Genomic DNA, 23644 nt, shown 5'->3' on the forward strand with positions numbered 1-23644 from the left:
ATCAAAATTGTCCTGTAAAAGAAAAATAAAACCCCAGTTTTTCTTTTACAGGACTATAAATTATTCTAAGTCATCTTTTATAGTAAACCCACATGCACCCCGTTGGCGCACCACCATAAATGAAAGTCGGTAATGGTGTATGGGGCATCCCTGAACTTAGTTTTCTGCTACGCAGAAAAGGATCTTTCATAGTAACATTAAAATACCATATTCCCCGCTGCCAGATCCTTCACTACAGCGAATGCCTCCCGCACCATATAATGAGGATACATACCAAGAGATGAGGGAGCCGGAATCGGGACTGCATCAAGTCCCTGGGCCTTGGCAATATGCACAGCTCGAAATACATGAAAATCATTAGAAACAATACCTACTACTGCTTCCTTATCTTCCAATAGCTCCCGGCTGAAGCGAATATTCTGATTCGTATTTACAGACTTGTCCTCCTCCAGAATCCGCTCTCTCGCAATTCCCTGTTCCATCAGCCAAGTCTTCATTGCCTCAGCCTCAGGTATATCCTCTCCTGAGCCCTGACCGCCAGACACAATCACTATCGTATCCTTATGTTCCTGAAGGTATTCTGCAGCTCGGGAAAGCCGCTGATGAAGCGCTTTGCTTACTGTCGTTCCTTTCACCTGTGCTCCCAAGACTATAATGTACTCTGCAGGCTCCTTAGGGCTCCCTGCCATTCCGCTTATGATACAGCCTTCCAAAAACAAAAACGCAGCCAAACCTATTGCAAGAAAAATGCCTCCCAAAAGCTTTACGCCAACTGGTATCCGTCCAAAGGCTGCCTGCAACGCCGAAATGCGGCAAACAGCTCCGGCCAGGAAGAAAGCTCCTCCCAAGAGCAGCCAAAACCAGGCAAAGGAAGCTCTTATGCCTGCATACAGGACAATCCCTACATAATAAAGCACGCACAAGACTCCGCAGATCAGGAATACCATCCCCATGCGGGCTATCTTCCGCAGCATTTTTTATACTTTTTGCCGCTGCCGCAGGGACAGGGATCATTCCTTCCAATCTTGGGTCCCTTTACAATCGTGCCAGACTTTTTCTGCTCCATATAAAGCTCTTTTCTCTTTTCCTCCGAGAAAATGGCCTCCCACTGGGGAAGTTCATATAGCCAGTCCGCCTTTGCCGCTACCATATTCTTATAGAGCTTTTCTTTATCAAACTTCAAAGATACAACCGTATCTTCCTCCATATCATCAATGGGATTGGGCTCTGCCAGACTGTCATTAATGCCATCCAAGAAGCCTGTCATGGTCATAACATCCTGACCGTACTTCTCTGCCAGCTCCTTCACGCTTCCCTTTACTTCCGTATCCGGAGCTTCCAGAAGCTGCTCATAGATGCCTTTCTCTATATCAAAATATTTCGCCCAAAATCTCTGAATATCACCTTTGTTCGCTTCCTGGTCATAGGCCGTATCGCGCCATTGTTTCAGTAATGCCATAATCCTTCTCCATCCTTTTGTTTTCTGCTTTTATCCCCTACGGTACACCGTAATATATGCCCTTTCAGGGCGGGTAAATTTTATTCAGTAAGATATACCTTGCTGAACAAAGATAACGGAAACCCTGTAAGTATCAAGGTTTCCGCTACTTTTCATTAAGCTGCTGACGGGAATCGGACCCGTGACCTCCGCACTACCAATGCGACGCTCTACCGACTGAGCCACAGCAGCATCTGTGTAACATGCTAGATTATATTAGCATTTGTGGCGCCAATTGTCAAGAAGCAAAATTCAAAATTATAAAATATATTTACAGAATCCGTTTTCCGAATTATAATAAATTTATTACATATCGGAGGTATCCATATGAAAAAGCTTCTTCTCGTTATTGATATGCAAAACGACTTCATCGACGGTGCCCTGGGCACAAAAGAAGCCGTCTCCATTGTCCCGAATGTGGTGAAGCATATTCAGGAATTTGAAGGCGACGTTCTTTATACCAGAGATACTCACCAGGAAAATTATCTCGAAACACAGGAAGGAAAAAATCTTCCGGTTCCCCACTGCATAAAGGGAACTCATGGCTGGGAACTGCATCCCGACCTTAAGGCTCTGCGAGATGCCGACAATTCCCCGGTTTTGGATAAACTAACCTTTGGTGCAAAGGAACTTCCTGCCTATCTGGAGGCTCGTTATCCGGGCGGGCTTGCAAGTATAGAGCTCGTGGGACTATGCACAGATATCTGTGTTATTTCCAATGCCATGCTGTTAAAGGCATTTTTCCCGGAGCTTCCTGTAAGCGTCACTGCCTCCTGCTGTGCAGGCGTTACTCCGGAAAGCCATGAGAATGCTTTAAATGCTATGAAAATGTGCCAGATTGGAATTCGGTAATGCGCAGGGCATCTCCGTATTGCTATTCGCCGGCCATATCACCTTGAATAGAAGCAATTCCAAAGAACTCGTCCAAGCCGTCAGCCATGCCTTGGGCGAGTTTTTGCTGGTAATCCTCCGATGCCATTCGAAGATCCTCCTCCGGATTCGTCATAAAGCCCATCTCCACGATAGTCACCGGTACCTGGCACCAGTTGATTCCGCTCATGGTATCCGTCTCCCATACCTTTCTTGCATTGGCTCCTGTTGTATTCACCATATGATTTAGAATTGCCTTTGACAAAGCTCGGCTGCTCTCGTATATGCCTGGGGTATAAGGATTATTAGCTGTGGGACAGATGGTCATAATTCCACTGGCTGAGCTGCTCTCGGAACCATCCGCATGAATTCGGATAAATGCGTCTGCCTGGGCTTCATTTGCCATCTGTGCTCTTTCCGCATTACTGATGTTTACATCATTACTTTCCCGGATCATCAATACTTCATAGCCCCGGGCTGTCAGCTCTTCCTTCAGCTTCAAAGCTACTTGCAGGGTTAACTCATACTCTCTTAAGCCGCTGGCCGCACCGGAGGTTCCGCCGGCCACCTTGGCTTTCATCTCGGAGGCGCCCGGTCCTATGGGCTCTTTTTCGGAATTGCCCTTTGCCTGATGCCCCGGATCGATAGCTACCAGATACGTTCCGGCAGCAGCTTTCCGTTCCTCTGCCTTTCTTTGTTCTTCCTCACGCTTTGCCGCTTCTTCCGCCATTCTCTCCTCTTCTGCAGCCTTTCTCTCTTCTTCCGCTTTCTGCTGCAGCTCCGATTGAACCCGCCGGCCGGCCGCTTCCATATTAGTTTTTCCACCTTGACTGAGTCCGCAGCTATCCGCCGTCTCTCCCATTCCACAGCCGGAAAACATAAGGCAGCTAATAAGGAGCATTCCGCAAATTCTACCAAGTCTCATATTCATTTCAATTTACCTCTTTACAAATTTCTTTTTTTCGATTATAATATTTCTTGCTGATAAGCACAAGCTGGAATAGCTCAGTCGGTAGAGCACTTCACTCGTAATGAAGGGGTCGAGAGTTCAAGTCTCTTTTCCAGCTTTTTATTTTGGAGAAATCATGGTAGGAAGGTCTCATTTTTGAGGACCTTCTTTTTATTTTCATACTATACTAGTAGTCCGTATCGGAAATATGCACAAGGATTTCCGGTACGGACTACTAGAAACTCACATCTCTTTTTCTTCTAATTTTTGAACCTTGGGGATTCCATTTCCCTCTGTCAAAGCTGCCTTTGCCAGTCTATCTACCTGTTCATTATAATAATCACCGGAATGAGCTTTTACTTTTTGGAAAGAAATGTGAATCTGTCTTCGCTTTTTCTGCATAAATGCCGCATATTTTTGTGTAAGCACATTATTTGCTTTCCAGACACTTGTTGCCCATTTTTCTATTCCTTCATAATCATAACGAAGCTCTATAAACTCGTAGCCGTTTACCACGGCCCACTGTGCCGCATACATGGCCCCCAGCATTTCTCCGGCTACATTTCGGATGGCTAAAGATTCCGGTTCATTTCCGTTCCCGAATTCTTTGATAATTCTGCCTCCCGGAATAAGAAAGATACATCCAAAGGAGTACTTTTCCATTGATTTATCAAAGCTTCCGTCTACATATGCAATCACCTGGTTTTCAGCCAGTTTCTCCTTATGAGATTGTATCTCTTCTATGGATAGTTTCTCTATGGCCGCCTCTTCTGCAAGCAATTCTTCCATAGGTATTTCTTCTTCTTCTGCTTTTCCCTCCAAATAGGCTCTGGCTTCTGTTTCTGTGCCAAATCCTTTAAACTCCGCTCCCGGATATCCGCTTGTGACATCCTCACACTCATTCCAGGAGTAAAAGAGCCCTGTTGTCTTTCCTTTTTTTACTGCATAAACTTTCTTTTTGACCATAGTCCCTCCTTTAAACTCCCATATCTTATCTCTGATTTGTTATGCATTTCATTATACTTTGCTTCCCAAAATGCGTCAATGCATTTTCAAAGCTTTTAGTGTGCAGAGGCTTCATGCCGCAGATATTCTTTACCAGGAAAAAATTTAGAAATAATTTAGAATCTTCTCACCATTTTTTCAGAATTCAGACACATATTTGACATAATCTTTTTATAAGATAGAACTAACAAAAAAAAGAGGCTGCCGGTGCTTATGGGTGCTGACCAGCTTCGGCAAACAACAATGGGCGAAAGCCTTTTACATAAGAATGAGCGATTGATAATCAATTTGCTCAGAATCAGTCGGGAGATGTGAGAAATTGCATCTCCTGACTATTTTATATCCAAGGATACGGCTTAATACATACTCCTTCAGAACAGACGGACTTCGTCTGGCAAGGTATACCGTAACAGATACCCTTTCAGAGCAGACAAACTGCATCCAAATAAGGCATAGGTTAGAAAAAGATGGCTAACAACAATATTACAATGCCGCAGCCATCTTTTTTCTTTATATTTTGTTATTCATCCTTGGTTTTTACTGCAATGCATTTTCGATACATTATAACCTTTACTTCATCTCTCCAAGTGCGCTCCACATTGGATTTGTCTCATCATTGCCCGTGCCGTTGAAGCAAAGAACGATATTCGCAAGGCTGTCACTTGGCATACGGTCCGCATCTACCGCAAAGATGAGGGTGTAGTCTATACTCTCGCCCTTTGCCATCGAACGATAGAAGAAGGAATGAAGCCTCTCTTCACCATTTATATTCTTCGGACAGCTTAGGTAGAAGGCGGAAGCATCCATCTGGAGCTCATAACGTTCGCCGGGAACTGCCTCGTAGGTATCCTTCCTAAAGTTCCAGGTTCCGTCGGCACGCTTTTCCACATAGACCAGACGTGCATCCAAAGCAGTAGAATCCTGGGTGCTTCCGTCGCTAAATTCATCATAACCGATATACTGCTCCGCCGTAACCTGTACTGCCAGGAACTTGGGTGTTGCCGTCGTTTCTTCCAAAATTTCACCCTCTTGATCAAGATGCATGCGCTGATAAGGCTTATGAGTTCCGTCGGCATTCAGCCAGGGACTTAGTCTCTCCAGGTCGTAGACACCCTGCTCCGTGTATCCGGGAACATCAAAGAGGCTGTCGTAAATCTTTACGTCATTTACGGTATAGCTGGCGCCGTAGCCTTCACATTTCAAGGTTTCGCCCGGCTTGGTAATCTGATCTATAGTAACGCCTTTTTCTACCAGACTCTCCCACTGTGCATCGCCAGCTTCTGCCGCCGCCTGCTTCTGCTGCTCTTCCGGGGTCAGACCGTAAGTCAAATCCTCACTTTCCGTAACAGTGATTTTTAAGCCCTCGGCCACTTTCTTTACTTCCTCTGCCGGAACTCCATAATCTGCGAAAATGCGGATTACATAACCGTCCTCCGGGTTGAAGAGGAACAAATCCTCACCTGTTAAATATTTGTCCGGCTCCTGATAGGTAATAATATGGGCCTCCATATTCCCGATGGTGGTTTTTTCCACCTGCTCCACATGGCTGAAGTCCAGCATTTCCTTTTGTGCGTCAATATTTACCATGTTCATCGGCATAATGGAAATACCATGACCATAATTACCTTCAAAGAAGTATTTTCCTTCCTCCTGCTTGATCATGCCTTCCGGCAGGTAGGTCGGCTCTGCTTTGACTTCCACCGGCTTTAATTCGTAATTTACCTCAAAGGAGTAGGACACTTTGCCGTCTGCCTCCTGTACATTCTTTGTAAAATATCCCATAGACGCCATAACGCCCAGGCCGGAAACGGCTATGAGAGCCGCTGCCAGGCCGGCCGCCCAAACATGGCGGAGGGAACGTCTGTTGCGCATAGGTGTTGCCTTCGCTTTCTGACGGCTCTTGGCCCGTACAATGTCATAGGCTGCCTGAATCTTATCCTCGGTTATCTTGGATACGGGGATACTCTGCTTTAATACCTGCTCTTCTAATCTTTTTCTATCCTCACTCATAATCTTTGCCTCCTCTACACCACCATTGGGAAAAATGCCTGCTTGATTTTCTGTCTGCCGCGCTGCATCCGGGATTTTATCGTTGCTTCTTTTATGTGAAGGATTTCCGATATTTCTCTCGTTCGGAAACCCCACACGTAATACAGAATCATCAGGAGCCGATCCTGCTCTTCCAAGGGTTCCAGATAATCCAGAAAGGCCCTGGTCCTCTCGTCGGTTCTGCCGTCTCCCGACAGGATTTCTATTTGATCCGTGTATTCGGTGCGCTGGTTGGATTTTCTTATATTGTTGCAGTTATTGATCAAAATCCTTACCAGCCATGTTCCGAAATAACGTGTTTCACGTAAGTTTTCCAGATGTTCGAAGCAGTCCAGTATGGTCTCTGATATGGCGTCCGCCACATCTTCTTCCCGTTTCAGATATGCCTTTGCTACTTTGTACATGGACTGCTTGTGCAGCTCCATCAGTTCCACAAACGCATCCCCGTCACAGGCTCTGGCTTTCAAAAGCAGTTCTTCTGTTTTGTCTCTTTTCATTCCTTACCTCCTTAGGGTTGCTTGAATGTACATTCACTTATTAGACCTGGTAAGATGGGGTTTGGATGCGTGAGGAATAAATTTTTTGGGAGTGGACGGGCTAGCGGCGGTGGGGCCAGGGTTTTCCATATCCTGTGTTCGCAATTTCTCGTTACAGTTATATGCTCTGTTCGGACACTGTCTCTTCGGCTTTTTGTGCTTCGCCTTTCTGTTTTGCGGACAGCGTCCGCCCAGATCATACAACTGTCTCGAAAAGGCGTACACTGGATATCGGAAATCCCTGACCCCACCGCCGCCAGCCCTGTTTGATGGCAAAATTTTATTGGTGTGAGGTCAGTTTTTTCTAAATTAACAATGATGCTTATGTTGTTTGATTAGTGATATGATTGTAGATTGTTGGGTGGAGTGGGTTTGCGTTTACAGGTCAAAGTACATCTTAAACTCCGCCGGATTTGGAATCTGGTCCAGCTTCTTTAGTTCTGCCCGTTTTCTGGAAATCCATACATGAATGAGATGTTCCGGGAATACGCCGCCTTTGGTGAGGTAGTCGTGATCCGTTTCCAGAGCATCCAGAGCTTCGCCTAAAGATTTCGGCAGACCCTTGATTTTTTTCTGTTCTTCTTCGGACAAGGTGTACAGGTTGAAGTCGTAGGGGCCCCAGCCCTGTTCGGATGGATCGATCTTGTTCTCGATTCCGTCCAAGCCAGCCATAAGGATTGCGGCGTAGGCATAGTAGGGGTTGGCTGTGGCGTCAGGATTCCGAAGCTCGAAACGCTTGGTTTCCGGGGTTTTCGCATAAGCCGGAATCCGGATAACGGCGCTGCGGTTGGAGGTGGCATACCCGATGGTTACGGGAGCCTCATAACCCGGCACCAGGCGCTTGAAGGAATTGGTGGAGGGGTTGGTGAAGGCACACAGGGATGCGATGTGTTTTAGTAGCCCTCCTATGAAGTAGTGGGCTGTGCGGCTCAGGCCGGAGTAGCCGTTTTCATCATAGAAAAGGGGCTGTCCGTCTTTCAGGAGCAGCATATGTACATGCATACCGCTTCCGGCCTCCTGGTAAATAGGCTTGGGCAGGAAGGTAGCTGTCTTTCCCTCCTCTGCGGCCAGATTCTTAATGATGTATTTAATGATCATGGTATTGTCTGCCATACTGGGCATATCGTCAAGCTCTACCTCGATCTCCATCTGGCCGGGACCGCCTACCTCGTGATGGTGGTATTTTACCTGAATGCCCCAGTCTTCGATCATCATGCACATGCGGCTGCGGAGATCGCAGCCTACGTCCTGGGGCGCCGCCACATGGTAGCCGCCCTTGTAGGGCACCTCGTAGCCGTTGTTGCCTCTTGTATCTAAGCTGCAGTTCCAGTCGGCCTGTCTGGCGTCAATGCGGTAGCCGCACTGGTGGGGGGATACCTCGAACCGGGCGCTGTCAAAGAGGTAAAATTCAAATTCCGGTCCGATGACCATGCGGTCGGCGATGCCGGTTTCTTTCATGTATTCTATGGCCCGAAGGCTTACATTTTTTGGATATTGGTCGAAGGGCTTATTTTCTCCCTTTCCGATGGTGCAGACGTTGCCGCACATGGTCAGTGTGGGGACCTCTGCAAATGGATCTATGTAGGCTGTATCCGGGTCCGGCAGAAATACCATGTCGCTTTTTTCAATGGGTGCGTAGCCGTAGTTAGAGCCGTCAAAGCCGATTCCCTGGGTAAATGTATTTTCCCCGAACCGCTCTACCGGAATGGTGATGTGGCGCCAGCGTCCGTCAATGTCTGTCATTTTAAAATCAATCATGCGGATCTGGTTTTCTTCACATAATTTTTTGATTGCTTCGCTTTTCATATGTTTTCCCCTTTCCCTTGGCATTGTTTTTTGTTCTCTCCCTTTTCATCTGTCCTAAAGAGCAGTATCCTACAGGATATTGTTCCACAGGATCAGACAATGCCGGTATATGATTTATTTTATCACATATCGGCATTGCCTGGCACTATTCTTTTTTTGTTTTTCTCTCTTCCTTTAAATTTTGTTTACATCAGCATATTAATTAAAAAGCTGCTCTGGCTCTCTTCCTCTTGTTCCTGCTCCTTTCCCGAAACCTCACTTAACCGTTCCATCGCTTTTTGCAGCAACGCTTTTGCCTTTTTTACTTCATTTTCATCACACATGTCATTGGAAAGACCGCTTTCACAGTCAGAGACATCCTTTTTCAAAAGGCTGATTACAATCTGTATCTGCGCCGGCGTCTTTGCGGACGCTATCTGTCTGGCTCTCTTTCCCTCATTAACGGCCACCTTGCCGGAACGCTTTTCATTGTCCGGCTCTGCTTCCGGGGCTTCGGATGACAGGACGAGCTGATCTTCTTTTGTCTCCTTTGCCGCCTCTTTTCCGTCTGCCTTTCTTGTCATGATGTCTTCAATGGCTTTGCTTGAGAATATTTCATCCAGTATGTCGGAAGGAATCTGCTGTCCTGCCTGCCAGCCGGGAATCTTTTCCCGAATTGCGCTTATCACTGCTCCCGACAACTCCTGGCTAAGCTGTCCCAATGTCCATGCGGCGGAAAGCCGATCTTCTCTGTCCAGGGTTTTATAATATTCATTCAGGCCCCGGGAATAAGCCTCGTCCTCCCTCTCGTTCCCGCCGGACATGCCGTTGTACTTGTAATAGGACTTTTTTACCTCCTCCAGCACATGATTTTTCATGTCATCCGACACATCAATGATTTTCTTGTAATCGCTTCTTCCGGTAACACACATTCCCTCTACGCCATAGGAATTTTTAAAATGCCCGGAATACAGGTCTTGAATCGTGTTCTGATAATATGCCATCTCTATTCTCCTTTCCTTAATTTGTCCATGCTTTTTGGACATAAAGGGATACCCTTCCCCCCTAATCTGTAGATGGAACTTTCAGCATCACAGCCAGAATAAACATCCGCTCTGCCACATCCCAATCCACAGTTCCCTCATAGCTTTCCGCCACATGCTTGATATTCACAAGGCCAATTCCGTGAAGCTCCCTGTCCGCCTTTGCCGTAACAGGAAATTCTGACTGAGGTTTTCGGATCAGGCTTCCGTCAAAGCTGTTTTCTATCCGAAGAAACAAAAGCTTTCCCTTTTGAAAGGAAATCAGACGGATAAACGCTTCCGCCTCCGGCTCCTGCTTTTTCAGTCTCACACAGGCTTCCAGGGCATTGTCCAGAGCATTTCCCAGAATAATACCAATGTCATAGCCCCGGATGGGCAAATCCTTTGGGAAGAGCAGCTGCTCTGCGCTAAGCCTTAGATCCGGAATGCTTTGAAGAGCTTCGTAATATTTCATATGAAGCAAAGCATCTACAATGGAATTTCCCGTGTGAAAAGGAAGCTCCAGTTGATTCATGGTTTCCATTAAATCAGACAGATAAGCCGTCAGTTCCTTATTTCCCTGCAGCTCTTTTGGGGGCATCGAATCACTTGCGGAAATAAGTCCCGAAATCACCGCAAGGGTATTTCTCATGTCATGCTTCATGCTCCGCACACCGGAATAAACCCGTTCCAGCTCCCCCATGTGCTCCTGCATGCTCTCCACCTGTTTTTCCAATATCACCCGGCTGTTTTTCTCCCTGTTCAGGCCGGCTATTTCTTGAAGAGATTTTACCCCCTGGAGAATAGACAACAGGGATAAGAACAATACCCCCGGAAGCAGAAGAACAAGGAACGGGTATTTCTGGTATAAAAAGATCGTAGCATCCTGCTCCACCGTAACCATAACAGCCCGCAGCAGCATACAGAGCATCAGACCCGTCAGTGCCGGAATCAGAATGAACTTCAGCTCGCTTTTGTGCATTCTATAATCCTTTTCCCGAAAATCTTTTACAATTTTTCTCAGGAAAATCCCCATCACCAGAAGCGCAAACAAAATACGAAAGATCTGAAGCCCCACTATACTTACATTCATTGCTCCAAGCCATTTCAAGACATCGCCGCCGGATTCTTTCCCCGTACCCCACTCCCACAGGGCAAATATCAGATCTGCCGGTTTTTCCAGCAGGATAACGGCGATGTAAACGCTGATATCCCTCACTGCCTGAAAAGACACAGTCAGGAAAATCGTAATACTGCAAAGGGCCTTATAAAAGCACAGAACGAAAACTATAAGAAGCGCAAATGAAACCATCTGCTTTCCCAGAAGATTCATCCCCTCATAGCCTGGAGGCCATATGGCGTCCAGCCCTTTTCGAAAGAGGGTATACACCACTGCCAGACACACTCCCATTTGACGCCTCCTGCCCCTTGGTTCCAGAAAGCTTCCCATGTAATACTGCAAAAAATATCCCTGAAACAGGATAAAGACCACATCCAGAAACTCAAAAATGATTGTTACGGAGTTAGACACAAGACACTCCTCCATTCTGGAGATACCACATATAGGCTTTGACAAACTCTCCATGCTTCTTTTTTGTCAGATAAACCCTGGCCCCTCCCGTGAGCGTGATGCTGTCGGCGCCGTACTCCGTAATATAAGCCATGTTCACCAGATATCCTCTGTGACAGCGGTAAAAGCTTTTGCTTAATTGTGTCTCCAGCTCATTCATGGCTCCATAGATCGAGAAAGTCTCCTTTAGGGTGTGTATGTCTACTTTCTTTCCCCTGCTCTCAATGTAGAGAATGTCTTTTTGGTCTATCGTCAGGTTTTTGGTGCGGATGAAAAGCCGTTCCTGTCTTCCCGCCCTGTGCCTTTGGCTTTCTAAGAGCGCCCTGGCCAGCACCTCCTTAAATTTTGTTTCCTCAAGGGGCTTTAGCAGATAATGAAAGGCCGACACATCAAAGGCCTCAAATACATATTCTTTTGACCCTGTGACAAAAATGAGAACTGCTTCCGGCTGTGTCTTCCGAAGAGCTCTGGCCGTGTCCATGCCGTCCATTCCCTCCATCTGAATATCCAAAAATACCAAGTCAAACTGCTTTCCCGCTTCCAGAAATGCCTGACCGGAAAAGTAGCTGTCTATCTGGCAGTCCCCATGTTCCTTTTGTATGAAATCCTTTATCTGCTCACAGATGATCTTCTCATCATCCACGATTGCTATGCGCAAGCTTTTCACCTCATTTGGAAATTCTTAAAATATGTGATACCCTGTTATCTTATATATCGGCAAAACGGCCGGTTTGATTTGCTGTCAGGAACGAAAAGGGGGCTTTTAAGGAATAAAAAGGCGCCCAAAAAAGAGGGGGCCGTAAAATACGGCTACCCTCTTTAAAGATATTTAGCTTAAGTCTTCCCCGTTTGTCTCAATTACTTTCCGGTACCAATCAAAGGATTTCTTCTTTTTCCTTGAAAGATCCCCGCTTCCATCATCATATTTTTCTACATAGATAAAGCCGTAACGCTTAGCCATCTCTCCTGTGGAAGCACTCACCAGGTCGATACATCCCCAGGGAGTATACCCCATCAAATCCACACCGTCCAAAACCGCTTCATACATCTGTTCAATATGCTGACGCAGATATTCAATCCGGTAATCGTCTTGAATGCTTCCGTCCTCTTCAAGTTTATCATAGGCTCCAAGGCCATTTTCTACTACCATCAAAGGAATCTGATACCGGTCATAAATTTCATTTAATGTATATCGCAGCCCTTTTGGATCAATCTGCCATCCCCAATCGCTGGTCTTCAAATAAGGATTGGCAACACCTCCAAAAATATTGCCCTCAACCTTTCTCCGGGCTTCGTCCGATGTTGCACAGCTTGACATATAATAGGAAAAGGTATAGAAATCTACACAGCCTTCCTTTAAAACTTCTTCATCCTCTTCCTCCATCATAATCCGAATCCCCTGCTCTTCAAAATAACGCTTCATATAATTCGGGTATTTTCCCCGCACCTGAACATCCGAACAGAACCAGTTCTGCCTGTGGTTGAACTCCTGACAGCGCAGTATATCGTCCGGATTGCAGGTCAAAGGATAAGTCGTGCCAAAAGCCTGCATACAGCCTACTTGATAGGACGGATCTATTTCATGAGCAAGTTTCACTGCTTTTGCGCTGGCTATAAACTGATGATGAAGCGCCTGAAAGCGCAGCTTGGGATCATCCTTTTGATTTGAAAAATCAGATGTCCCCTCATTCAGTATTCCAAGCGAAAAGAGGTTCCCCATAGGTGAGATGCCTACATTTATTTCATTAAAGGTCAGCCAATAGGTCACTTTTCCCTTATATCGCCGGAAAATGGTTTCACAATATCTGAGAAACAGTGCAATCACCCGTCTGTCTGACCAGCCATTATATTTCTGTGTCAGGGCAAATGGAGGCTCATAATGAGAAATTGTAATCAATGGTTCAATCCCATATTTTCTGCACTCATCAATAATCTTATCATAAAATTCCAAACCTGCCTCATTGGGACACGTTTCCTCACCGGTAGGAAAAATCCTCGTCCAGGCAATGGAAAATCGGAACACTTTGAAGCCCATCTGCGCAAACATGGCAATGTCCTCTTTATAATGATGATAAAAATCAATTGCCTCATGACTGGGATAAAAAGTTCCCTCCTCCAATACCGGCGTGATCCTCTTAGACACGCTGTAAGAACCTCCCGTGCAGATATCTGACACAGAAACTCCTTTCCCATCTACATTCCAAGCGCCTTCACATTGATTGGCCGCCACCGCACCGCCCCACAGAAAATTCTTCCGAAACGCCATATCTGTCACCTCCGTTAAAACAATATTGTCATTAATGTATCTGTATGTTCCACACTTTTCTTATCTGTTTTCAAAATATCCATCATGTCATCTGAGTTTGTGATAATAATGGGCGTTTGTGCGGAAAATCCTGCTTTTTCAATTTCTTTCAAGTCCACCTCCATAATCAGCTGACCCTTTTTCACATGATCGCCCTGCTGAATGTGTGCCTGAAAGCCTTTGCCGTTCATATTCACCGTATTAATTCCCAGATGAATCAGAACCTCAACTCCACTGTCCCCGGTAACTCCAATGGCATGCAGGGTTGGAAACAGCGTAGTAACCGTTCCGTCCAAGGGAGCATACACTCTGCCCTCTGTGGGCACAATCACCATTCCATCTCCAAGAGCGCCCAAAGCAAACGCTTCATCCTCCGGGAGACGCACCTTAAAGCGTTCCTCGATCATATCCAGCGCCATCTTTCCAATCGCAAACTGCTCGGGATAAAATCTTCTTGTTTCCCACAGCAATGCATTCTTTACCGTGATTCCATCTAAAAAGCGCACAATGGATGTATAAATATGATCCACCAGACTGATATAAATCATATCATTCAGTTTTTTTCCTGTCTTTAGCTTTGCATAAGAGATAATTTCCTCTGCAAGCTCAATATGCTCTATCGGTATATCAACCACTAATTGCTGAAACTTATTGGCTGCTTTTTGATTGGTTAAAATGAAAGTTTTGTCAATCAAATCCTCATCAAATTCATCACCCGCTCGTTTCTGAAAAGCCAGCCCACGACCCATTACGATTTTTTCAACATCATTTTCCCGAACTACTACCACATTATTATTCAGTACTTTTTCAATTACCATCGCCGCTTCCCCATAAAAAAAAACCTACACACCACTGCAGAAGAAACACTTCTGTTCCTGGAATGTAGGTTTAGCTTGCTTTTGCAATCACTATCCCATTGACTATTTGACAATAGCATAGTTTACTGTAAAAGTCAATATTGTTCACTTATTTTGCAGCAAAAAATCTATTACATTTATCTGCCTGATGCCATCCTCGCCCATTGGCAGTTCATCCATTGTAATGATGTATTTGGGGTAATCATCATTTATCATTTTCAATGATGTAATTTCTCTCGTAAATATTAAAGGCTCCAGAACACTGACCAAAACCTGATAGTAAACCTAAACTCAAAGTTATATCTTTTCCACTCCAACCGCCTCAAATTCGGGACACTGAAAGCCAATATGAAGCATCCCAATCTTTTCATGGCAGCCATTCTCTCATCGAGATCTCTTTCTATCTCTATATAAGAAAAATACAGTCAACATAAGTGTCACAGCCTCCGTCACCGGGGCAGCCATCCACACCCCTGTCATCCCCAGCAAAGCCGGAAGAACGAAGATGCAGGCTAATAGAACCACCAGTCCTCTTGAAAGGGAGATAACCGCCGATTCAAAAGCTCTCCCAGTGGCCGTAAAATAAAAAGAGGTAATCCCGTTAATTCCTGCAAAGAAAAATGCACTTGTAAAAATCACCATTCCCGAACGTATCATTTCTGCGATGTTTTCATTTTGTACGAAAAGGCTGCCATACCACCCGGAGTTCACTGTCATTGCCAAAAATACCGCCGCTCCGGCAAAAAACACATAGCGGTTGGTCCTCTGACGAAGTTTTCCGGCCAATTCATATTCTTTTGCACCATAGGCAAAGCTGATAAGCGGACTGGCCCCTTGTCCAAAGCCTACCACAAGCATATTGAAGCCGTAGGCCGCATATCCGGCTATGGTAAAGGCTGTCAACCCATCCGCGCCTATTTTTCTCATAATTACAAAATTATAGGCAAACATAGCAATCCCTGTGGACATTTCTCCAATAAATTCCGAGCTTCCATTTAACATGCCTTTCACAAAAAGAGTCCCCGAAAAGCGTAAGGTTCCCAAACGGTAAATTCGTGCCTTTTTCTGAAAATACGAAAGAATAAGGAAGAGAGAAGCAAGGGCGGACAAAAGGGAAGCCGCTGCGATTCCGCCTGCTCCCCAGGTCAGGCAGCCGGCAAAGAGATAGTCAAGAGCCACATTCAGCACGGCATTTAAAATGGTCACCTTGAGAAAATACTCCGGATTCCCCTCACCCCGAATAAACATGCCGAAGGAGGAATTTACCACCATTACGGGAAGCTCCAGCAGCATAATCCAATAATATTCCCTGAAATACCGGCTCACCTGTCCCTCCGCCCCTAAAACGGTAAGCATAGGCGTAAAGGCGGGGAGCATGATACAGCTTAAAAGAACTGAGGCTGCTATGGTCGTGACAATTGTCTGACGGAATATGCGGTTACAATTCTCTCTTTCACCCGCTCCAAGAGCCATTCCTGCCATCGCCACACCGCCTATGGAAATCATCAGCCCCACGCCAAGGTACAAGTAGACAATGGGAAGGCCCAGATTGACTGCCGCAATTCCCTCCTTCCCCACATAATTTCCCATAAAAAATCCGTCCGCTACGGTGATAAATGCGGTGAGCAGCATAGAAATAATAGCCGGGACGGAAAATCTCAGAATCATGCCGGCCTGGTTTTGTTTGATTTGTTGTAAGTCCATAATTATCTGTTCTCCTTTCCTTAATTTTGCCCATGTTTTTTGGGCATATAGGTATACCCGTAGGGTGTTTCCTTAATTTTGCCCATGCTTTTTGGGCATATAGGTATACCCGTAGGGTGTTTCCTTAATTCTGCCCATGTTTTTTGGGCATATAGGTATACCCGAAGGGTGTTTCCTTGCTCTTCCCCAGCAAGTAATAATACCGTCACTTGGCAGAAACAAATATGCTCCTGTCAAGTGACGGTATTCATTATATAAAGAAATCAAATTATAAACTTCTGAATTGTTGCCCTCTTCTTCCCAATTGCTCATTGCCGGTCTAAAGCAGAGCTTTCGCCTCTCATTTCACCGGAATACAGATATCCAGTTCCATATACATGGTATCACTGTCTACCATATGATAAATATCAAACATACTCCTCCCCGCATCCAGTTCATAAGATGTCCGGGGAAGCCACACCAGGAAAATCGTCTGATAGGCCGCATATATGTATTTTGCATGGCCTTTAAAATGGTAAACCACACAGGAGCCGCCTTTCAGCAATGCCGTATTTTCCAGAGGGCACTCTTTCTCCGCACTCATGCAGATATCATAAAGGCAATTCCCAGGCGCCGTCACCGCCGGATCGTCATAGGTCCGCTCCAGCAGGCACGTCTCTTCCGTAATGTATGCTCCATATTTTTCCAAAAACTCTGTCCAGGACCTGCGAATCCCCTCATAACTTCCGAACCTTCTCTCATAAATCACATAATAATCCGGTAGCACTTCCCTTGTGATTTTAGCGTTACACTCCTCAAAGCTCTCCACCCTCCATTCCTCCCGGTGAAAAAAGGGATGTTTAAGAGAAACACCGGAAATGCTTCTGCGAAATGCAACAGGAGCAACCTGGTAATGCTGCCGGAAAGCCGTACTGTAATTGGAAGCGCTGTAGCCGTAATCTGCCCCAATCTCCGTAATGGAACGCTCCTGCTCCACCTTCAGACGAAAGGCGCTCTGCTCCAGTCTCACCCGTTTGATAAAGCTATGAACACTCTCCCCGGTCTGCGCTTTAAACAGCCTGCAGAAATAATATTTGGAAAAATGGCAGTAGGATGCCACTTCCTCCAGAGTCACATCCTCAATATGCAGCAAAATATAGTCTATGGCCCGATTGATACTTTCGTTGGTAATCATTTTGCCTCCCGGCAGCTCATCTCTTTCCTGCGAAAAAAACAGCAGCTTCCTCAATCCATCCCATCAGCTCATCATCTATCTCCTCCGTCCGGGAAATCAGCATATGGTGCGTCCAGCGGTTGGGATAAGGCTCTGTCGCCGCATCTATCCGCGGCGATTCCTTCCGATAACTCAATCCGAAGGTTACAGCAATATAAATATCCGGCCGCTCCCCGGCCTTTCGCACAGGCAGAAAAGAGACAAAGGCAAAATTACGCTTATTAGAAAATGTAATCTGTGTTTTCTGCACCTTGATTTTTACGTCCCGAATCTCTGCGAGGATTCGCTCCTCCAAAGCCTCGTACAAAGGCAATGCCTCCGGGTGCTTATCAAAAAAGAGTAGAATATCCTGGTTCATAGAGCCACCTGTTCCTTTCATTTTTACCGGTGAAACTATCTCTCACGAAAATGTCCTAATTCTGGTGTCGGATCTGCTCTTCATAAAGCATCGGATACCGGATTAAGACAGAACCGTCCAAATTTTCCCGGTGCATGTGTACTGCCGTTATTTGATGGTTTTCATAAGTGGTGTAATAGTAAATCCCTTTTTCCGCATTGCAGCAGGAAGTGTAGATGGTCCTTTCATATGTTCCGTCATCTGCCAGGCTGCATCCCCGCTGCTGATCCACCGATCCCAATATATGAAAAAACTGGCCCACACTCTCCGCTTCGGAATCCCCGGAGACAGCATTCATTTTTACAAAAGCCGCCCTTACAAACCTTGACTGGGAGGAGAGATCTCCCGGAAGTCCCAGAGCGCCCATGCCGCGGCAGTACGTGGAAAGAGGCAAATCTCCGGAAAAATGATTCTGGGGATCTTTTGGGGACAGATGCATGAAGTTGTTCAGTTGGAACATCTGCTGTTCAAAGGGCGGATTGTTGGTCAGTACGCCGGCCGGATTATCATAGATCCGAAGCCCTTCTTTTACCGATTCTACGGTTATAGCCTCCTCCCGATCCGCCAATATCCAGTGAAGCTGCGCCGCAGGCAGAGTATCCTGAAAGGGTGTACCCATGAGATTGAGATCTGAAAGCAGTTCCCTTGCCTCCTTAACGTCAGAGCATCGCCCCAGAATCCAGGGGATCAGTTCAAAGGTTTCCACATTTTTCCCGGATGCATCCTGATCCTGGTAAACTGCATTTCCTACAAAATTCAGACCGGCCATCCCCAGGCCCTTTTCGTTTACGCCGTCGTAATACAGCGGATAGTCCCCGGCCACATGCGCCGTGCCGATGACGGCGTAATGCTGCTTAAGAGCTTCCGTATGCCGAAGGGGGATGGGATAATTTCGGGGTGTAATTGTAATTTCCTCACCATAGGAAAAATTGTGATCCAGGGTGCGTCCGAAATAGAAATTCTTTGTTTTATAGGTAATCGCTGTGCACATATTGTTTCTCCTGTTAGAAGTTCCGTAAGATTCCTTCCGAAACACCTATAATAAATCAATTTTCATACCTCTGTTTCATTCCCTCTGAACAGTCCATGTACAAATTCAATGGAATGAACAAAAATCATTCTTTTATAGCTTATCCAAAAATCAAAACAATATCACCGCCGAAAAGCTTCTCCCCATACAGACGGTGCAGAGCTTTTTAATAGTATAACACAAAATGTTCCGAACTTATAAAAAATGTCAGTATTCAGAAGCAAAAAGTTATGTTACTATAAAATTTGTACACAGAAAAACAAAAGGATACGTTTCTATGAATATAAAGATTACGGACGATTTTGATTTGCAGAAAATTGCCGACAGCGGCCAGTGCTTTCGTGTGAAGGCTTTTCCGGACGGAATGTACCGCTTTATTACAGGCAGCAATATTTTATACATAAAGCAAGCGGAACCCGGTCTCTATCAGATTAGCTGCACAAAAGCCCAGTGGCGGGATTTCTGGCGCTCTTATTTTCATCTGGACCGCAGTTACCGTCAGATCCGCCGTCAGATTCCGGACACGGATTCCTATATGAAAAAAGCGGCCTCCTGCGGTTCCGGGCTTCGTATTCTGCGTCAGGAGCCCTGGGAAATGCTGATTACCTTTATTATCTCCCAGCAACGGACCATACCCTCTATCAAAGGCGCGGTGGAAGGGATTGCCGAAATCTACGGGGATGCCGTGGAAACGGATTACGAAACTGTCCATCTGTTCCCGACTCCGGCGCAGATGTGCCGTGTAACCCCGGAGGATTTGAAGCAGTTTCGCCTTGGATACCGCAATTCTTATATTCTGGACGCCATTGATAAGGTGTATGGGGGACAGCTTGATTTGCACGGGATTGCGGCTTATGACGATACGGAGCTGTTCCATGCTTTGAAATCTGTCCGGGGCGTGGGGGATAAGGTAGCCAATTGCATTGCGCTTTTCTCCTACGGACGGACAGCTTTGGCTCCTGTGGATACCTGGATTAAGAAGATTATTGACCGGGAATATCAGGGGCAGGCGCCGTTTTCCGCCTATGGGGATGCTGCCGGCATTATGCAGCAGTATATGTTTTATTATGCCCAGCAGCATAAGGGGGAGTATCAATAGCCTTATGTCTCCGGTTCCGGGTAGTCCCGGTCCTTCCAATACCACCACTTTAATTTTTCCGGTTCATGCTGCTCATGCTCTGCAAAATAGACGGCGCAACGGAATACGTACAGGACGCACTTGTCATCCTGGTAACCCTTTTTCAGACAATTCAGATGATACAGCTCTTCCGGATCTCTTCCCCTTAAATCTGCAATCTGCCGGATTCCGATGTTGTTCAGGTGCTGTTCCATATTTGCGCCTATGCCCGGGATCTTTTGGAGATCGTTGGATGTCTTCCTGTCAAACAGCCCCAGCTGGCCGACCTTCAGAGATTTCACTTTCCGCTCCGTCACAGTATCCTCCGGGCCGATTCTGCCGCACAGCAGGGGTGCATTTACATCATATAACGCCGTATTCCTGACTACCTCTTCATTGCTCCCGTTGGCGTAGCAGTAACGGCATCCGTTTTGACAGGTATTGTAGGTTCCTACCTCGATACTCTCCAGGCACCCGCAGGCTTCTCTTTGATTCCTGTCCTTAGTTCCCGCTATTTTACAGCCGGTGATTTTTTCAATCAGCGCCTGGTCAATGCAGCTTCCGGGATTCACGCCTGCCTTTTGCAGATCCATCCGCTCCGCGCAGGCTTCTGCGGACATATTATTTTTCCCTGCAATTTCCGCCAATTTCCGGGCAAATGATATTGCTTCTTCTTCGGAGGGCGCACGAAGGGCCAGTTCCTTCATCCTTCCTTTTGCCTTTGCGTAGAAATCCACAAAGCTGATAACTGCCTTATGGGTATACCCGTTTAAGCTTCCTGCGATTTCCTCAAATGCTTTGAGATGATATTCCGGTGTATACAGGTGATTGAATAAAATGGGATCGTACCGCCATACCACTCTGTCCGCTCCGATTTGTTCCGAAAGCCTTTGAAATACACCGAGCATGTGCTCCCGTTTATGGGGTATTCCAGGCTCCATGTCTTTTCCATATCCTGTCAATGTGAATTGGAAATAGAAGGGGTAAGCCTTTAACTCCTCTAACCGGCCGAGCATGTTCTCCGGATTCTTTGTCCAGAACACGATACAGTCCACCACATCCGGCGACAGGGGGATTTTGCTGATTTGATGAGGGTTGAAGGGATTTCTTACATACAGGAAACCCTCTTTGAGCCGGTTGTAAAACCAGTCCGCATAATAGTTGGGAATGTCTGTCCTTCTGCTGACGCTTAGTATCATTTTCATTACCTTTCTGTTGATTCAATTCTTTTCCGGTAAATACCTATCTTCTCGTCGAGATTTTCCAGATATTCGTTCCATTTTCTCTGTTCCTCCAGCAAGGACTTTCTATGAGTCAGCAGCAGCTCCATGCGCTCCTGCATAGTACCATCTCCCTCATAGCGCAGATCCGAGTAATGCCTAATATTCCGAAGAAGCATTCCCGTATCCTTTAAGCGCCGGATAAACTTTACCCATTCCACATCATTCTCGCTGTAATTGCGCCTTCACCAGCAGGAGCAGGTGAAAAGCGGATGGCTGTTTTTCCATCTGTGCAAGCAAAGGCACAGGGGAGGAAAAACAATGGACGGAATAATCAATATCGCGTTTCAGGCCCCTGTCCTCCAGGATTTGGCAGAGCATGGCTTCATTCTGCTCTGCGGCGTGTGGTTCATCATCGCAGATGGCAACCCGGTACATAGGCATTCCCCCTTTTCATACAAGGGGTATTATAGCACACCGTTTTTCTAACGTCAAAGTATCCTTGCGTGGAGTGTGTGGGAAGCTGGCAGTATCTGATAAATACCCCAAGGCTCCAAAGTGCGTGGGTTGTCCCAGAGTGCGGGACAACGTGGCAAGCAATGCCCCAGGATAGCCATTCGGCTCCTGGCGCTGCTTGTTGGGGATTCCCCAAGCCCCTTTTGAACACAGAATTTCATTCTGTGGCTGCGCGTTCCTGCGGAACGCTTTTCACCTGCCTGCGGCGGTGAGAAAATACGAAAAAACAGGCACGTCAGCGGTCCTGCCCCTGTTCCTTTTCCCGGTCATTCTGGCGTTCCTCCCCGTATCCCATCAGCCGGTCCACATTGGCTTTTGCGGCCAGCAGTTCCCGCATTTCCTTGCGGGAACGCCGGTACTCGGCATAGTCCTTTTTCTTTCCTTCCAACAATGTTGCGTACTCGGCCTGATGTAGAGGTCATAAAAATCCCTCATACGGGTGTTTGTTATGGTCCGGGCAATCATTGTTTCCAGCTTTTCCGCAAGTACGGTTTCCAGATTGTACGCCCAAATATCAATGGAGCGTTCCTCCAGCATAAGCCGGAACCTGTACCGGACTGCCCTCGGCGTAATCACATCCCCGGTAGAAATATCAATTTTCAGCGGCGTCACCACCCCGTCAAAGACAGTGGCCATGCTGACCCGAATCCCCGGATACTCGGCCTCGTCCATGATTTCCGAAATGCTTTTCACCTGGAACTCCACACCGTCCTCAATGGGGACTGCTATGATAGAGGACATCAGATTTTCAATGTCCTCCACATTCACGCTGGCCCCTCTGACGGTTGCGTCTAAATCCATTGTAGACCGGGCATCCAACCCTACCATTGCGGCAACCAGCATCCCGCCTTTCAAAATAAAGTTATCCCGATATTCAGAAAGGGAAATACGTTCCAGGAAACGCTCCATCATATAGTTCCGCATCAAAATCTGTGCGTCCGCCGATTTCTCCTTTGCGAGATTGCGGATCAAATCTTTCAGCTGCCTTGCTGTCTTTATCATAATAGCACCTCCAAATACTGCCGCAAAATTTTTTCAACCCGGAACAGCCCTGCATACTGCATCAGCCTCCGCAGGTTTTTCTCTTTCCTGCGGGCGTACATTTTGAGCGCCCCTTGAAATGTCTGCATCTCAATGCTGCTCCGGCAGCGAAGCAGGTCGCAGATGGTCCGCTCCATATCATAAGCCGGAACCGTATGCCCGAAAGGGGTTCGAGCCGTACTCTTTCCGACGTCATGCAGCTCCGGTTTTATGGTGTAGACCAAAATCCCGTCCGCTTTCAATCTGGTCGTGCTGTATCCCCGTCTGACGGTAATGGAATAGGGGGAAGGCTCCCGGTCGGTCAGATCATGGAAAAACAGCGCCGTTTCATGAGAAAAAATCCCCTGGCTGCATCGTAAATGGAGCAGGTACATCCCATCGACCCAGGCATCCGGCGATACATAAACCCCATGTGCCGCCTGTTCCAATTCTTTTTCCTTCACATAGTTGTAAAAAACGGATTTTGGAATTCCCCGTTTCACCACCTCTGATGTTTGGAGCATACCGTGTTGTCCCTCTAAAATCGTGTCCAGCTGTTCAAACTGTGTCATGCCCTCACTTCCTTTCGTGCTACTATTATACATGATTGTAGCACGAAAGTAAATAGCGGCAAAAAGAAAAAGCGGGGGAAGGCGCGGAATTCGGTCAAACTACGCCAAACTGTTCTCGTATAAATTGAGGGGAGAGAGGGAGTAAAAATCGCCTCTGAAATACCCCGAAATCAGGGCTGTGGTTGTCCTATTTTTTAACCACTAAGCCCGTTTTTTACCCCCATTTTTGCCGGTTGTCCTATTTTTAACCACTAAAATTGGGTGAAAATGGCTCTCGTTGTGTCAAATCAGGTCAAACTATATCAGCTTGTTTGGGTATAAGAAAACCCCGGAAAACCTTAGTTTTACGGTGATAAGGAAGTATTTACAACAACTTATCATCAACGCTGACAAACAGAGTGTACAAGAA

22 protein-coding genes, 2 tRNA genes and 2 pseudogenes are annotated in these 23644 nt (G+C 46.4%); 3 read left to right on the top strand and 23 right to left on the bottom strand.

The window, feature by feature from the left end:
* Positions 1 to 197: 197 nt before the first annotated feature.
* The 3 genes from VSQ61_RS21165 to VSQ61_RS21175 form a co-directional block, all read right to left on the bottom strand.
* Positions 198 to 953, bottom strand: a complete 756-nt coding sequence (locus VSQ61_RS21165) for a YdcF family protein (RefSeq protein WP_334346334.1) — start codon at positions 951 to 953, stop codon at positions 198 to 200.
* A gap of 5 nt (positions 954 to 958) precedes the next feature.
* Positions 959 to 1459 (bottom strand): SEC-C metal-binding domain-containing protein, encoded by a 501-nt coding sequence (locus VSQ61_RS21170; RefSeq protein WP_334346335.1) that lies wholly within the window; start codon positions 1457 to 1459, stop codon positions 959 to 961.
* A 158-nt stretch (positions 1460 to 1617) separates the two neighbouring features.
* Positions 1618 to 1690, bottom strand: a tRNA-Thr gene (locus VSQ61_RS21175).
* 135 nt (positions 1691 to 1825) lie between these two features.
* On the opposite strand from VSQ61_RS21175, the gene VSQ61_RS21180 reads away from it, so the two are divergent.
* Positions 1826 to 2350 carry a cysteine hydrolase family protein gene (locus tag VSQ61_RS21180; RefSeq protein ID WP_334346336.1) on the top strand — a complete coding sequence of 175 codons (525 nt, stop codon included), beginning with the start codon at positions 1826 to 1828 and terminating at the stop codon, positions 2348 to 2350.
* 22 nt (positions 2351 to 2372) lie between these two features.
* On the opposite strand, the gene VSQ61_RS21185 is transcribed toward VSQ61_RS21180, so the two are convergent.
* Positions 2373 to 3299 carry an N-acetylmuramoyl-L-alanine amidase gene (locus VSQ61_RS21185; protein WP_334346337.1) on the bottom strand — a complete coding sequence of 309 codons (927 nt, stop codon included), beginning with the start codon at positions 3297 to 3299 and terminating at the stop codon, positions 2373 to 2375.
* A 63-nt stretch (positions 3300 to 3362) separates the two neighbouring features.
* Here VSQ61_RS21185 and VSQ61_RS21190 point away from each other — a divergent pair.
* A tRNA-Thr gene (locus VSQ61_RS21190) sits at positions 3363 to 3435 on the top strand.
* 125 nt (positions 3436 to 3560) lie between these two features.
* On the opposite strand, the gene VSQ61_RS21195 is transcribed toward VSQ61_RS21190, so the two are convergent.
* The 13 genes from VSQ61_RS21195 to bsh all read right to left on the bottom strand — a co-directional run bounded on the left by VSQ61_RS21195 (position 3561) and on the right by bsh (position 18751).
* The gene (locus VSQ61_RS21195; protein ID WP_334346338.1) at positions 3561 to 4283 is read right to left on the bottom strand and encodes a ribonuclease H family protein; all 723 of its coding nucleotides are present in this window, start codon (positions 4281 to 4283) and stop codon (positions 3561 to 3563) included.
* A gap of 609 nt (positions 4284 to 4892) precedes the next feature.
* Entirely contained in the window at positions 4893 to 6332 is a 1440-nt protein-coding gene (locus tag VSQ61_RS21200) for a DUF4367 domain-containing protein (protein WP_334346339.1), read from the bottom strand.
* A 14-nt stretch (positions 6333 to 6346) separates the two neighbouring features.
* Positions 6347 to 6868 (bottom strand): RNA polymerase sigma factor, encoded by a 522-nt coding sequence (locus tag VSQ61_RS21205; protein WP_334346340.1) that lies wholly within the window; start codon positions 6866 to 6868, stop codon positions 6347 to 6349.
* Between the two features lie 417 nt (positions 6869 to 7285).
* Complete coding sequence (gene glnA / locus VSQ61_RS21210) at positions 7286 to 8713, bottom strand: type I glutamate--ammonia ligase (protein ID WP_334346341.1); 1428 nt, start codon at positions 8711 to 8713, stop codon at positions 7286 to 7288.
* A gap of 185 nt (positions 8714 to 8898) precedes the next feature.
* Positions 8899 to 9696 (bottom strand): DUF3879 family protein, encoded by a 798-nt coding sequence (locus VSQ61_RS21215; protein ID WP_334346342.1) that lies wholly within the window; start codon positions 9694 to 9696, stop codon positions 8899 to 8901.
* 61 nt (positions 9697 to 9757) lie between these two features.
* Positions 9758 to 11245 carry a sensor histidine kinase gene (locus VSQ61_RS21220; protein ID WP_334346343.1) on the bottom strand — a complete coding sequence of 496 codons (1488 nt, stop codon included), beginning with the start codon at positions 11243 to 11245 and terminating at the stop codon, positions 9758 to 9760.
* A complete protein-coding gene (locus VSQ61_RS21225) occupies positions 11238 to 11942 on the bottom strand; it encodes a LytR/AlgR family response regulator transcription factor (RefSeq protein ID WP_286153888.1) in 705 nt (234 codons plus the stop codon). Before VSQ61_RS21225 ends, VSQ61_RS21220 begins: the two co-directional genes overlap by 8 nt.
* A 171-nt stretch (positions 11943 to 12113) precedes the next feature.
* A complete protein-coding gene (locus VSQ61_RS21230; protein WP_334346344.1) occupies positions 12114 to 13550 on the bottom strand; it encodes a glycoside hydrolase family 1 protein in 1437 nt (478 codons plus the stop codon).
* Between the two features lie 14 nt (positions 13551 to 13564).
* A complete protein-coding gene (locus VSQ61_RS21235; RefSeq protein WP_334346345.1) occupies positions 13565 to 14407 on the bottom strand; it encodes a glucose PTS transporter subunit IIA in 843 nt (280 codons plus the stop codon).
* A gap of 423 nt (positions 14408 to 14830) precedes the next feature.
* On the bottom strand, positions 14831 to 16150 hold the full coding sequence (locus VSQ61_RS21240; RefSeq protein WP_334346347.1) for an MATE family efflux transporter: 1320 nt from the start codon (positions 16148 to 16150) through the stop codon (positions 14831 to 14833).
* A 340-nt stretch (positions 16151 to 16490) separates the two neighbouring features.
* Positions 16491 to 17324: an AraC family transcriptional regulator gene (locus tag VSQ61_RS21245; RefSeq protein WP_334346348.1), complete on the bottom strand. Its 834-nt coding sequence runs from the start codon at positions 17322 to 17324 to the stop codon at positions 16491 to 16493.
* A 16-nt stretch (positions 17325 to 17340) separates the two neighbouring features.
* Positions 17341 to 17721 (bottom strand): DUF5655 domain-containing protein, encoded by a 381-nt coding sequence (locus tag VSQ61_RS21250; protein ID WP_334346349.1) that lies wholly within the window; start codon positions 17719 to 17721, stop codon positions 17341 to 17343.
* Positions 17722 to 17776: 55 nt separating this feature from the next.
* Positions 17777 to 18751, bottom strand: coding sequence for a choloylglycine hydrolase (gene bsh, locus VSQ61_RS21255; protein WP_334346350.1), 975 nt, complete (start codon positions 18749 to 18751; stop codon positions 17777 to 17779).
* Positions 18752 to 19067: 316 nt separating this feature from the next.
* On the opposite strand from bsh, the gene VSQ61_RS21260 reads away from it, so the two are divergent.
* A complete protein-coding gene (locus tag VSQ61_RS21260) occupies positions 19068 to 19889 on the top strand; it encodes a DNA-3-methyladenine glycosylase family protein (RefSeq protein WP_334346351.1) in 822 nt (273 codons plus the stop codon).
* Between the two features lie 2 nt (positions 19890 to 19891).
* Here the strand turns inward: VSQ61_RS21260 and VSQ61_RS21265 are convergent, their stop codons facing one another.
* From VSQ61_RS21265 to VSQ61_RS21290, 6 genes and pseudogenes are all read right to left on the bottom strand, one after another.
* Positions 19892 to 21112: a DUF1848 family protein gene (locus tag VSQ61_RS21265; protein ID WP_334346352.1), complete on the bottom strand. Its 1221-nt coding sequence runs from the start codon at positions 21110 to 21112 to the stop codon at positions 19892 to 19894.
* Entirely contained in the window at positions 21112 to 21348 is a 237-nt protein-coding gene (locus tag VSQ61_RS21270) for a MerR family DNA-binding protein (RefSeq protein ID WP_334346353.1), read from the bottom strand. Before VSQ61_RS21270 ends, VSQ61_RS21265 begins: the two co-directional genes overlap by 1 nt.
* Before the next feature lies 1 nt (position 21349).
* The gene (locus VSQ61_RS21275) at positions 21350 to 21565 is read right to left on the bottom strand and encodes a hypothetical protein (protein ID WP_334346354.1); all 216 of its coding nucleotides are present in this window, start codon (positions 21563 to 21565) and stop codon (positions 21350 to 21352) included.
* A gap of 313 nt (positions 21566 to 21878) precedes the next feature.
* Positions 21879 to 22052, bottom strand: a pseudogene (locus VSQ61_RS21280) (relaxase/mobilization nuclease domain-containing protein); the annotation flags it as partial.
* A pseudogene (locus tag VSQ61_RS21285) lies at positions 22052 to 22645 on the bottom strand (nucleotidyl transferase AbiEii/AbiGii toxin family protein); the annotation flags it as partial. The pseudogenes VSQ61_RS21280 and VSQ61_RS21285, both read right to left, overlap by 1 nt.
* Positions 22642 to 23235 (bottom strand): type IV toxin-antitoxin system AbiEi family antitoxin domain-containing protein, encoded by a 594-nt coding sequence (locus VSQ61_RS21290; RefSeq protein WP_016222281.1) that lies wholly within the window; start codon positions 23233 to 23235, stop codon positions 22642 to 22644. The gene VSQ61_RS21290 and the pseudogene VSQ61_RS21285, both read right to left, overlap by 4 nt.
* Positions 23236 to 23644 lie beyond the last annotated feature (409 nt).

Origin of the sequence: Candidatus Merdisoma sp. JLR.KK006, from assembly GCF_036941035.1 — a bacterium.
GTDB lineage: Bacteria > Bacillota > Clostridia > Lachnospirales > Lachnospiraceae > Laedolimicola.